The 11,445-nt window shown below is 63.3% G+C and carries 14 protein-coding genes; 9 read left to right on the top strand and 5 right to left on the bottom strand.

Going from position 1 to position 11,445, the window contains the following annotated elements; translation table 11 throughout:
* The first annotated feature begins 69 nt into the window (after positions 1–69).
* The 3 genes from NT26_RS22760 (at position 70) to queF (ending at position 1,752) form a co-directional block, all read left to right on the top strand.
* Positions 70–219, top strand: coding sequence for a hypothetical protein (locus NT26_RS22760; RefSeq protein WP_156157140.1), 150 nt, complete (start codon positions 70–72; stop codon positions 217–219).
* 154 nt (positions 220–373) lie between these two features.
* A complete protein-coding gene (locus NT26_RS11375) occupies positions 374–1,291 on the top strand; it encodes a cation diffusion facilitator family transporter (protein ID WP_052638929.1) in 918 nt (305 codons plus the stop codon).
* Positions 1,288–1,752, top strand: coding sequence for a preQ(1) synthase (gene queF / locus NT26_RS11370; RefSeq protein WP_052638928.1), 465 nt, complete (start codon positions 1,288–1,290; stop codon positions 1,750–1,752). Before NT26_RS11375 ends, queF begins: the two co-directional genes overlap by 4 nt.
* 59 nt (positions 1,753–1,811) lie before the next feature.
* On the opposite strand, the gene NT26_RS11365 is transcribed toward queF, so the two are convergent.
* Positions 1,812–2,399, bottom strand: a complete 588-nt coding sequence (locus tag NT26_RS11365; RefSeq protein WP_052638927.1) for a HupE/UreJ family protein — start codon at positions 2,397–2,399, stop codon at positions 1,812–1,814.
* Between the two features lie 215 nt (positions 2,400–2,614).
* Here NT26_RS11365 and NT26_RS11360 point away from each other — a divergent pair, with 215 nt between their 5' ends.
* From NT26_RS11360 to NT26_RS11345, 5 genes are all read left to right on the top strand, one after another.
* Positions 2,615–3,202, top strand: coding sequence for an ATP-dependent Clp protease proteolytic subunit (locus tag NT26_RS11360; protein ID WP_052642076.1), 588 nt, complete (start codon positions 2,615–2,617; stop codon positions 3,200–3,202).
* Between the two features lie 176 nt (positions 3,203–3,378).
* Positions 3,379–4,563 carry a benzoate/H(+) symporter BenE family transporter gene (locus tag NT26_RS11355; RefSeq protein ID WP_052638926.1) on the top strand — a complete coding sequence of 395 codons (1,185 nt, stop codon included), beginning with the start codon at positions 3,379–3,381 and terminating at the stop codon, positions 4,561–4,563.
* A gap of 63 nt (positions 4,564–4,626) precedes the next feature.
* Entirely contained in the window at positions 4,627–4,752 is a 126-nt protein-coding gene (locus tag NT26_RS23295) for a hypothetical protein (RefSeq protein WP_280136213.1), read from the top strand.
* Positions 4,753–4,891: 139 nt separating this feature from the next.
* Entirely contained in the window at positions 4,892–6,610 is a 1,719-nt protein-coding gene (gene leuA, locus NT26_RS11350) for a 2-isopropylmalate synthase (protein ID WP_052638925.1), read from the top strand.
* Positions 6,607–7,305 (top strand): alpha/beta fold hydrolase, encoded by a 699-nt coding sequence (locus tag NT26_RS11345; protein ID WP_082077686.1) that lies wholly within the window; start codon positions 6,607–6,609, stop codon positions 7,303–7,305. The genes leuA and NT26_RS11345 overlap by 4 nt, the downstream gene beginning before the upstream one ends.
* 90 nt (positions 7,306–7,395) lie before the next feature.
* On the opposite strand, the gene NT26_RS11340 is transcribed toward NT26_RS11345, so the two are convergent.
* The 3 genes from NT26_RS11340 to NT26_RS11330 form a co-directional block, all read right to left on the bottom strand.
* The gene (locus NT26_RS11340; RefSeq protein ID WP_052638923.1) at positions 7,396–8,202 is read right to left on the bottom strand and encodes an anti-sigma factor; all 807 of its coding nucleotides are present in this window, start codon (positions 8,200–8,202) and stop codon (positions 7,396–7,398) included.
* Complete coding sequence (locus tag NT26_RS11335) at positions 8,199–8,576, bottom strand: sigma factor-like helix-turn-helix DNA-binding protein (protein WP_162197788.1); 378 nt, start codon at positions 8,574–8,576, stop codon at positions 8,199–8,201. The genes NT26_RS11340 and NT26_RS11335 overlap by 4 nt, the downstream gene beginning before the upstream one ends.
* Before the next feature lie 159 nt (positions 8,577–8,735).
* Positions 8,736–9,689, bottom strand: coding sequence for a metallophosphoesterase family protein (locus NT26_RS11330; protein WP_052642074.1), 954 nt, complete (start codon positions 9,687–9,689; stop codon positions 8,736–8,738).
* A 64-nt stretch (positions 9,690–9,753) separates the two neighbouring features.
* On the opposite strand from NT26_RS11330, the gene NT26_RS11325 reads away from it, so the two are divergent.
* Complete coding sequence (locus tag NT26_RS11325) at positions 9,754–10,242, top strand: NUDIX domain-containing protein (RefSeq protein WP_052638921.1); 489 nt, start codon at positions 9,754–9,756, stop codon at positions 10,240–10,242.
* Between the two features lies 1 nt (position 10,243).
* Here the strand turns inward: NT26_RS11325 and NT26_RS11320 are convergent, their stop codons facing one another.
* Positions 10,244–11,227, bottom strand: coding sequence for a glutathione S-transferase family protein (locus NT26_RS11320; RefSeq protein WP_052638920.1), 984 nt, complete (start codon positions 11,225–11,227; stop codon positions 10,244–10,246).
* Positions 11,228–11,445: the final 218 nt, after the last annotated feature.

The raw sequence follows: 11,445 nt of genomic DNA, 5'->3' as shown, positions 1-11,445 counted from the left end.
GCGGGGAGCGCAACTTTCGCCGTCACTTCCGGGTTAAGAGGTCGATCGACCTCAAACCGGGAAAGACAGATGAGCAGAAATGTATTGATCGGACTAGTCGCCGTCCTCGTGATCGTGGTGATGGCGCTGACGATGATGCCGGAATCCGGCGACAACACGACGCCGCCGCCGGCAGTCGGAGACCAGCAGCAGAACCCGGCGGCACCGGCGCAAAATTAGCGTAGGACGCCGGCCGACGCGTCTTACGCTTTGACAAACAAGCTGTCGTGCGCCATACGCGCAGCATTCGAAACCGCCCGGGTCCCGCCCGGGCGGTTTCGCCGTTCAGGGGCGGGGCTCCTGCAAGTGGTTTGCATGCGCAGAGGGACTTGGCGTGACAGCGAGAACCGATCCGATCGTTGAGAGACTGGCCTTCTGGGGCATTCCGCTGGCCTTCGGAGTGATGGGGCTGAAGCTCGTCGCCTGGTGGGTGACGGGGTCGGTGGCGCTGCTTTCCGACGGGATGGAATCCACTGTCAACGTGGTCGCCGCCTTCATCGCCTATTTCCTGATCCGCTATGCGGCGAGGCCGGCCGACGACGACCATCAGTTCGGTCACCACAAGGCCGAATACATGTCGGCGGTGCTGGAGGGGGCGCTGATCATCGTCGCGGCGCTGCTCATCGTCCAGGAGGCGTGGGGCGAGCTCTTCGCGCCGAAGCTTCTCGAAGCGCCGGTTCTGGGGCTCGGAATCAATGCTGCCGCCGGCGTGATCAACATTGTGTGGGCGCGTGTTCTGATCCGGGTTGGGCGGCAGCATCTGTCGCCCGCGCTCGCGGCGGACGGCCACCACATCATGTCGGATGTCGTCACCTCGGCCGGCGTCTTCATTGGACTGGTGCTCGCAGTATCGACGGGATACGCGATCCTCGATCCGCTGCTTGCCTTGGCTGTCGCGGTCAACATCCTCTACCAGGGCTACAAGGTCATCAGTCACTCGCTCGGCGGGCTGATGGACCGGGCCGTGACGCCCGAGGAAGAGGCTGCCATCCGCGCGGCGATCAAGGCCAATTCCGTGGGCTCGCTGGGCGTGCACGATCTGAGGACACGACGGGCGGGTGCAGCCGCTTTCATCGATTTCCATCTGGTGGTTCCGGCCGACATGCCTGTGGCGGAGGCGCACGAGATCTGCGACCGCCTTGAAGACGCCATCAAGGAGGTCATACCGGGCGCCAGTCTCGCCATTCATGTAGAACCCGAAGGGGAGCGTGCGCATGGCATCAAGGTCAAGGTAGAAGGAACATCCCAGTGAGCATGACTGACACTTCGAGCCTCTCCCAGCTCGGCCGGCAGGTGGAGGCACCGCAGAAGCCGGAAGAGGCAGTGCTGGAAAAGGTGCCGAACGGCAATCAGGGGACGAATTACGTCGTGCGCTTCACGGCACCGGAATTCACCTCGCTCTGCCCGATGACAGGTCAGCCGGACTTCGCCCACATCGTCATCGACTATATTCCCGATGCGCATCTGGTGGAATCGAAGTCGCTGAAGCTCTTCCTGCACTCGTTCCGCAATCACGGCGCCTTCCATGAGGACTGCTCGATCTACATTGCCAAGCGGCTGGTGGAGCTTCTGGAGCCGAAGTGGCTGCGGATCGGCGCCTACTGGTATCCGCGCGGCGGCATTCCGATCGACGCTTTCTGGCAGACGGGCGAGGCGCCGCAGGGCGTGTGGCTGCCGGAGCAGGGAGTGGCGACCTATCGCGGTCGCGGCTGATCTGCGCAGTTAAGCATGAGAGAAAGGGCACCTCGTCGGGTGCCCTTTTTGATGTGAGGTCAGCCGAAGGCGAGGGTAAGGCCGGCAAGGGCGGTGAGACCGCCGGCGACGCGGGTTGCCCAAGGGGCGAGGCGGCCGATGCCGAGCCCGAGTCCGATACCGGCGGCATGCAGCAGGGCCGTGGCAGCCACGAACCCAATGCCGAATTGCAGGGCGCGGGCCGTGCCGAGTTCGCCGCCATGCGCATGGCCATGAAAGAGGGCGAAGACGGCGACGACGGCGGCCGAGCCTGCGATAGGCAGGCGAGCCGCCATGGCGACAAGGAGGCCGAGCGCAACCACCGAAGCGAGGATGGCAGGCTCGACGAAGGGAAGGTCGATGCCGGCCACCGCAGCCAGGAAGCCGAGTGCCATGGTGCCGACGAAGGCTGCCGGCACGATCCAGAGCGGGCGGCGATTCCCGGAGTTCACAGCGATCTGGCAGGCCCAGAGCCCGACAGCCACCATCGCAAGAATATGGTCGGCGCCGAAGAGCGGGTGCGAAACGCCAGCCATGAAAGAGCCGTGTTCTGTGGGGGCGAGATGCGCAAAAGCCGGTGCGGCGGCAGTGACGGAAATGGTTGCGGCGATGAAAAGGCGTTTCAACATCTCTTTGACCCCTCTGGAAGGCACCTCGGACCCTGTCAGGCGCGAGGCAGCAATATCGGCGGACACGATAAGACAGGCTAAGGGCGCGTGTCCATGCCGGTACAGACCCGGTGAGGCGCTGCACCTACGTCATTCACCTTAGTGGGTTTCGCGCATTGTTTTACCGGCACGAAGGCATTATGTCCGTGAAGACAAATCCCATACTGGAGATGCTGATGAACGACGAAAACGACGACGACAAGGTCAAGGAATTGCCGCTCGGCAAGGAAACGGAAGCGAACCTCTTCAAGTCGCGTTCGATCTTCATCTATGGTCCGATCACCCAGGAACTGGCGCAGAAGGTCAACACGCAGCTCGTGGCTCTTGCCGCAGCCAGCGATGAAGACATCCGCATCTACGTCAATTCGCCGGGCGGTCACGTGGAATCGGGAGACTCGATCCATGACATGATCAAGTTCATCAAGCCGAAGGTATGGATGATCGGCACGGGCTGGGTCGCCTCCGCCGGTGCGCTGATCTACGTGGCTGCACCGAAGGAGCGCCGCATTGCGCTTCCGAACACGCGCTTCCTCCTGCACCAACCGTCCGGCGGCACGCGCGGCATGGCCTCCGACATCGAAATCCAGGCTCGCGAGATCATCAAGATGAACGAGCGGCTGATCAAGATCTTCGCCAAGGCCACCGGCCAGAGCGAAGAGAAGATCGCCAAGGACATCGACCGCGACTACTGGCTTTCGGCGGAAGAGGGCGTGGCCTACGGGCTCGCTTCCCGGGTCGTCGTGAACCAGTCCGAGATCGGCTGACACTTCCAGGTCAGATGCAGATATCAAGCCCCGTCGGCCTCCGCTGACGGGGCTTTTCGTTTGGCTGCAACCTGACAGCCGACGGAGCCGAACTGCTGGCGAGCCGGGTTGGCTTGCCAAGACCCGTCAGCTTTGCTCGATAAGCGTGTTCTTCAATCGCTTTTCCTGAGTCCCTCATGCTCAAAGACCTTTCGCTTCAGAGCTTCTTCATGGGCTGCCTGACTGCCTTTGTCGGCTTTGCCAGTTCTTTTGCGGTAGTGCTCCAAGGGCTGAAGGGCGTCGGCGCCACGGATTATGAAGCGGCTTCGGGGGTGATGGCGCTTTCGGTCTCGATGGGGGTTTGCGCCATAGTGCTCAGCGCTTGGACGAAGCTGCCGGTGTCGACCGCCTGGTCCACGCCGGGGGCGGCACTGCTTGCGACAGCAGGTGCAGTCGACGGGGGCTTTCCAGCCGCCGTCGGCGCCTTCCTTGTCTGCGCGGTGATGATTGTCTTCGCCGGCCTGTTCAGGCCGCTCGGCCGGGCGGTGGCGTCCATTCCGGCACCGCTTGCCAATGCCATGCTTTCCGGCGTTATCCTCGGCCTCTGCTTTGCACCGTTCAAGGCGATCGCTTTCGATCCGCTGCTCGGGCTGCCGATCCTTGTGGCATGGGCGGCGGTGCTGATGGTGAAGCGGCTCTTCGCCGTCCCGGCAGCGCTTGCGGCTTTCGTCGCAGTCATGGTCTTCGGTGTCGAACTGCCCGAGGGGGCGATGGCCGAGTGGTCGCAGTCGCTGGCGCCGCCGGTGGAATTCGTAGCGCCTCTCTTCACACTGCCGGCGCTGATTTCGATCGCGCTGCCGCTCTTCATCGTCACCATGGCGTCGCAGAACATTCCGGGTATCGCTGTGCTGAAGGTCAACCACTACGAGCCAAACCCGGGTCCGCTGTTCGCGACCACGGGGGTCTTCTCGCTGCTGTCGGCACCGTTCGGGGGACACGCAGTCAATCTCGCCGCCATCACGGCTGCCATGTGCGCAGGCGAGGATGCGCATCCCGACCCTGCCAGGCGTTACTGGGCGGCGATCATTGGCGGCATCGGCTATGTTGTGCTCGGCCTGCTGGCGGGGGCAGTGACAGCCTTCGTATCGCTCGCTCCGCCGATCCTCATCCAGGCGGTGGCAGGATTGGCATTGATTGGCGCGTTTTCGGGGTCGGCCGTGGCCGCCTTCAGGGAGCCGGAGGCGCGCGAGGCGGCGGCGGTTACCTTCCTGATCACCGCATCCGGCGTCTCGTTTGCCGGCATTTCCGGCGCCTTCTGGGGGCTGGTTGCCGGCGGGCTGATGATGGGGCTGCAGCGGGTGATGGCACGACGTGCCAGGTGAGGGCGTACCGGAATGACGTCCTCCGCCTTGTCAGGGCTGCCCTCTCGGCGTATAGATTCGCCGATGACCATGACAGGCGCGATCATGTCCGACCGTTTTGCCACCCGCTGCATCGCAGCCGGGGTGACGGTTCTCGCGCCTCTCTCGCTTCTTAGCCTCGACCTTACGCGCGGTTGCCGGGTCCGTTGAGGAGCGCCCGGCGGCCGAAAAGCCTGCCGGCGCAAGAGCTCCTCTCACAATCAATCAATATCGACACCTGAAGACCCGATAGGGTCCGCATCTGCAGCGGCAAATGCCAGCGGTGCGTGAGCGAGAAGAGACGACGACAATGGATGCGAAAACCCCCATTTCAGCCGAGGGCATGCCGGACGCGGCAATGAAGTACCGGCCCTATCCGCAGATCAATATTCCTGACCGTACCTGGCCGTCGAAGACAATCGACAAGGCGCCGATCTGGTGTTCCGTCGACCTGCGCGACGGCAACCAGTCGCTGGTCAACCCGATGGGCCACGACCGCAAGGCGCGCATGTTCAAGCTGCTGCTCGACATGGGCTTCAAGGAAATCGAGATCGGCTTCCCCTCCGCCTCGCAGACGGATTTCGACTTTGCGCGCTGGTGCGTGGAAGAGGGCGGGGTGCCGCAGGACGTGTCGCTGCAGGTCCTGGTCCAGTGCCGGCCGGAGCTGATCACCCGTACCTTCGAGGCGCTGGAAGGCGCGCATCGCCCGATCATCCATTTCTACAACTCGACCTCGGAGCTGCAGCGGCGCGTCGTGTTCGGCAAGGACGTGGCCGGGATCAAGCAGATCGCGGTGGATGCGGCGAAGATGATCACCGACATGGCGGCCAAGGCCGGCGGCGGCTATCGCTTCGAATACTCTCCGGAAAGCTTCACCGGGACCGAGTTGGAAGTCGCGCTGGAAATCTGCAACGCGGTCATCGCCGAGGTGAAGCCGACGGCGGACAACAAGCTGATCCTCAACCTGCCGTCCACGGTCGAGATGGCGACGCCGAACATCTATGCCGACCAGATCGAGTGGATGTGCCGCAACATCGACAACCGCGAGAACATCATCGTATCGCTGCATCCGCACAATGACCGGGGCACCGGCATCGCGGCCACCGAACTAGGGCTGATGGCTGGCGCAGATCGCGTGGAGGGCACCCTGTTCGGCAATGGCGAGCGGACCGGCAATGTCGACATCGTGACACTGGCGCTCAACATGTACACGCAGGGCGTCGATCCGGAACTGGACTGCACCGACATTGAGCGGATCAAGGCCGTCTACGAGTATTCCAACGAGATGACGATTCCGGAGCGCCACCCCTATGTGGGCGAGCTGGTCTACACGGCCTTCTCCGGCTCGCACCAAGACGCCATCAACAAGGGAATGAAGGCAATCCGCAAGGCCAATTCGCCGGTCTGGGAAGTGCCCTACCTGCCGATCGACCCGCAGGACGTCGGCCGCTCCTACGAGGCGATCATCCGCATCAACTCGCAGTCGGGCAAGGGCGGCATCGCCTATATCCTCCAGGAGGACTACGGGCTGAACCTGCCGCGCAACCTGCAGGTGGAGTTCCGCGAGGATATCCAGCGCATTACCGATGAAGAGGGCGTGGAGCTTCCTGCCAAGCGCATCTATGACCGGTTCATCGAGCGCTACGTGGAGCAGCCCGGCGGGCGGCTGAAATTCGTGGATCATCACACCTATCCTGCCGGCACCGACCACAAGGGTGTGCGGATCGTGGCGGCGGAGATTACCGATGGCGGCGAGACCAAGCGGATCGAGGGGACGGGTACGGGGCCGATTGATGGTTTCATCAATGCGCTTTCCACCTACCTGGGAATCGAGCTTTCGGTGAATGATTATTCCGAGCACTCGCTCCAGCATGGCTCGAACGCGTCGGCTATCGCCTATGTCGAGGTCGAGCATCCGGGCGGGAAGCTGTTCGGGGCAGGCATCAACAAGAACATCGTCGCGGCGTCGCTCGAGGCGATCGTGTCAGCGGCCAATCGCGTGCTGGAAGAGCGGGCGGCGAAGCGCTGAGCAGTATACTGCATTGCGAGAGATGGGGCGGGACGGATGCCGAGGCGCTTCCGCTGGTCCTGCTCCACGGCTTCGGCGGCAGCGCCGCCATCTGGCACGCGCTGGCACCGAAATTGGCGACAGAACGCCAGGTCCTCGCCTTCGACCTGCCCGGACATGGCGGCTCGCTGAGTGTGCGGGCCGGTGGTGCAGGCTCCATGGCGAAGGCCGTAGGTCAGGCCCTGCAGCAGCGGGGCATTCCGCGGTTTCATCTGGTGGGACATTCCATGGGTGGGGCGGTGGCCGCACTGCTCGCCCTGCGGCAGCCAGAGAGCGTGGCAAGCCTGACGCTTCTGGCGCCGGGCGGGTTTGCACCGGCTATCAATGGAGCTCTGTTGCGCCACTATGCTGCGGCAGATGACCATGAGACCATGGCGGCTGTTCTGCAGGAGATGTGCGCCCCGGATCATCCGGTGGATCGTCGCAGCGTTGCCGCCTTGCTGGAGGCCCGGGCGCCTGCCGAAGCACGTGCTGCGCTCGCTGCCATCCTGGATGTCATCCTGGTCGATGCCGCGGGACGGACGCAGGGCGTCTTACCGGTTGGCGCGCTGGGGCGCTTGCCCTGCCGATCACCGTTCTGTGGGGCAATGCCGATCCCGTTCTCCCGGTCGCGCAGGTCGAAAGACTGCCAGCGAATGTTCAGGTCCGGAAGCTAACCGAAACAGGTCACATGCTGGTCGAAGAGCGCCCGCTGGACGTGGCGAGCGCCATCCGAGAAACGATCGCTCGGGCCGGCTGACGCACGATCAGATCAGCCCGGCAGCCTTGGCGGCAATCTCATCGAGCGACGCTGCGGAGGAGGGGCCGACCACGACATAGGTCGCGGTTGCGCTTCTCCACGATACTAGCGCGATGTTGTCGCGGATCAGTTCGGAGAACCCGTCTTCATCGGGTCGGTTCTTGCGGAAGAGCAGACTGATGACCTCTCCCTCGCCGGATGTATAGACCAGCTGGCCGACGGGCATTCCGCCTGCCACCAGCATGCGCGCGCCTTCGAAAGCCAGTCCGTTGTCCGACAGGTCGGGAATGCGGAAGTTTACCCCGGTATTGCCCAGCAGCCATTCGATGATAGCCGCCGGCTCGGACGCAGGCAGTTCCGCAAGCCGGCCGTCCATCCGCGAGAACGTCCGATAGTGGGCGACGACGTCGTCCAGCCATGCGTCTCCGGCATCGGCGATCAGGGTCGAGACGGCCGACGCAGGCTTCAACGCGAGCATGTAACCGAGGCCGCCGCCGAGCACGAAGGTCAGGAGAAAGGCGGCCGCCACGCGGGGAAGGGTCAGCTTCGCCTGCCGACGCGGCGAGGGGAGCCGGACCGCCTTCCGGGCCTGCGGGCTCGTCCTGATCCGGCGAACAAGATCGAGGGGCACCGGCTCCTTGAGTAGGTCCTCGAAGATCTCACGGCCACGGAGGTTTCCGAGCTTCAGAGCCTCCTGCGCTTGGTGCAGGTGGGCCTTCTGTTCGGCGAGGTCGAGATCTGCGTCCGCGAGTTCACCATCGAGCTGTCGACTGGCGGCCAGCCTGGATGCGTGGGTGTCTCTGGACTGCTTCACGCTCGTCTCTCCGTCACGTCCGAGGGGAGGGTGGAGAAATAGAGGCGAGCCTCGCAGAGCTGCAACGCGACTGCATCGCTCGATATGTCGAGGACATCGGCAGCCTCGGCATATGACAGGCCTTCCACTTCGACGAGCAGGAAGCTTACGGCAAGGTTAAACGGAGCAGTAAGGACAAGCGACTGGCACCTTGAGGGCGCCGACGCTCCGCTTTTGGGTGACGTGCCGGCATGGGCGTTGGCGAGCGTTCGAATGGCGGCGAAGAGGTGGAGGTCCAGCCTCGGTGCATCGCCCGGCAGCCCATCTGCCACCACGGCCGAACAGGCGCCGAGTACCAGATCGTCCGCCTCGGAAACGTCCGAGGCCAAGGTCAACGCGAACCGCCGGAGGCGCGGAAGCAGGGAGACCAGGTCGCGTCTCGGATCAATGGATGCAGCGGGTTGCGCCATGCTAGGAAAAAAGCCTTGGTTCATGTTCGAGGCGGGTTAGACCGAATTTATGAATCGAATGTGGCGATTCGACAACTTCGTGCCTCAAATCATCCTTGCCGCTTCGGGCACGGCCATCGGTCGCACCGCTTCGCCATAGAAGCGGTGACTGTGGTCAAGGGCCACTGCGTCGCCCGGTTCCGTCAGTCCGTAACGGTCGCAGACGAGGTTCCACGCCCCAGGTTCGCCGCTCAGGGTGAAGAGGTTGTAGGCCGCACGGGGCTTGTGGCCGCCCGGTCCCTGCGAGGCGGAGGCGATGCCTACCACCGGCACCTGGCCATTCTGGCTCTTCAGCCAGTAGACCGTGTTCAGATGGGTATGGCCATGCAGAACGAGCTCGGCGCCGCCGGTGGAAATGGCGGCAGCAAAACGGCGGATGCCGATCATCCGCTTGTGCGAGGAGGCAGCGCCATGGATCGGCGGGTGATGGATGAGGACGACCCGGAACAGGCCTTCATCGCCGGCCTTCTTCAGCAGGTTGACGGTCTCGCGCGCCTGGCGCGGGCTGAAATACCCGGACGCCGAGAAGGGCGGCGTGGCGACGGATGTCGAGCAGCCGATGATGGCGACAGGACCGCGGCGACGGATGGTCGGGAAGACCTTCGTCTCATCATCCCAGTCACGCGTCCCCTCGTCGCCGATGATGAAGGGGTACCAGGCCTTCACGGACCGGTCGTGAGCGCCCCGGACGTAGGCGTCGTGGTTCCCTGGCACGACGGTCGTATCGGTTGGATCGCCGATTGTCTCGAGCCATTCGGCGGCCAGCCGCGTTTCGATGCCGGTCGCGAGGTTGACAAGATCGCCGGTAATGACGAGGTGATCGGGTTCGCGGGTGCGCAGATCGCTCAACAGCAGGTCGAGCGTATTGACGAAGAGGTGCTTGCGCCGGTTCCGGTGCCAGTTCACAAAGCCGGTGATCCGCTTCGAGAACAGCTCACGGAGCGTGAGTTTTGGCAGCGGCCCGAGATGGATGTCGGAGATATGGGCAAACTTGAACATGTCGCAGACATAACGCATGAGCGGGTAATTCGTTATCCCTTTTCTCCAGACACGAGGACGTGAGATGTCAGGGCCGGGCATTCCAGAGGTGAGCGGGCTGCGAAGCCGCCTGGTGGTCTGGCTGTTCCACCACTTCTTCTTCCTCAGGCGAGGCATGACGCTCGGCGTCCGCGCCGCCTGCTTCGACAGGGATGGGCGGATCTTCATGGTGCGACATACCTATGTGCCGGGATGGTATCTTCCGGGCGGCGGGGTCGAGCGGCACGAAACGGCGCTCGGCGCGCTGGAAAAGGAACTGCGCGAGGAAGGCAACCTGGTGATGACGGGGCCGCCGGAACTTTTCCACGTCTATTACAACCGCGGGGCCAGCAAGCGTGACCACGTCCTCTTCTACCGGGTCGAGGTGGAGCAGACGGAACCCAGGAAGCCCGACCGGGAGATTGCCGAAAGCGGCTTCTTTGACCTCGAGCGACTGCCCGAGGATGTCACCTCCGCCACCCTCAGGCGGATTCGCGAAGTGACGGGGCAGGAGCCGCCATCGGACATGTGGTAGGTCAGGTGCCGATGCCGCCCCGCTCGTGGGGCGCATCCAGATCCAAGGCTGGACCGAGCGGAACTACGCCCGTCGGATTGATGGTCTTGTGGCTGCGGTAATAGTGGCCCTTGATATGATCGAAGTGGACGGTCTCAGCCACGCCCGGCACCTGATAGAGATCGCGAAGATAGCCGTTCAGGTTGAGGTAGTCGGCGATCCGGCGGATATTGCACTTGAAGTGACCGACATAGACCGCATCGAAGCGGACGAGCGTCGTGAAGAGACGCCAGTCGGCCTCCGTGATCCTGTCGCCGAAGAGATAGCGGCTGGTGGCGAGGCGCTTCTCCAGCATGTCGAGTGTCTCGAACAGCGGGACCACGTTCTCCTCGTAGGCCTCCTGCGTCGTGGCGAAGCCCGCCTTGTAGACGCCATTGTTGACGGTATCGTAGACGAGCGCGTTGATCTCGTCGATTTCCTGGCGCAGGTCCGGCGGGTAATAATCGTCTCTCGAGCCGGTCAGATCGTCGAAGGCGGTGTTGAACATGCGGATGATTTCGGCGCTCTCGTTCGAGACGATCGTCTGCTGTTGCCTGTCCCAGAGAACCGGGACGGTGACCCGGCCCGAATAGTCCGGGTCCGCCTTGAGGTAGACCTCGTAGAGGAAATCGGCCGCGAACAACGCATCGCCGGTCGAGCCGCTGCCACGCCTGAATTCCCAGCCGTTCTCCAGCATGACGTAGTCGACGACCGAGACCGATATCAGATCTTCGAGCTGCTTCAGCGTGCGGAAGATCAGCGTCCGGTGCGCCCACGGACAGGCATAGGAGACGTAAAGGTGATAGCGTCCGGGCTCCGCCTTGAACCCGCCGGTGCCGCTCGGCCCGGCAGAGCCGTCCGCGGTGATCCAGTTGCGGAACCGGGACTCTGAACGCTTGAAGCGTCCCTTCGTCGCCTTCGTGTCATACCAGACGTCCTGCCATTCACCGTCGACGAGTCTGCCCATCATGATCTCCTCTTGCTGCAGGCATAATTGCGTCACGGGACCGAAATTGCGAGGGCAGGTCCGATGAACGGTGCGTTTTGACCTTGGCGGCGAAAATATTTGCTGCTATTGGGCTTGCCATCATTCAGGAACCCTCGATGACCGAAGTACGGGCACTGCGACGACGCTGATCCTCCGACGTGACGCTCCACGAGCGCCGCCACGATCACCTGTCTCAT

It is taken from the genome of Pseudorhizobium banfieldiae (assembly GCF_000967425.1).
GTDB lineage: Bacteria > Pseudomonadota > Alphaproteobacteria > Rhizobiales > Rhizobiaceae > Neorhizobium > Neorhizobium banfieldiae.
Note: the sequence above shows the minus strand (reverse complement) of the source record. Positions and strands in the feature narration are given on the sequence as shown.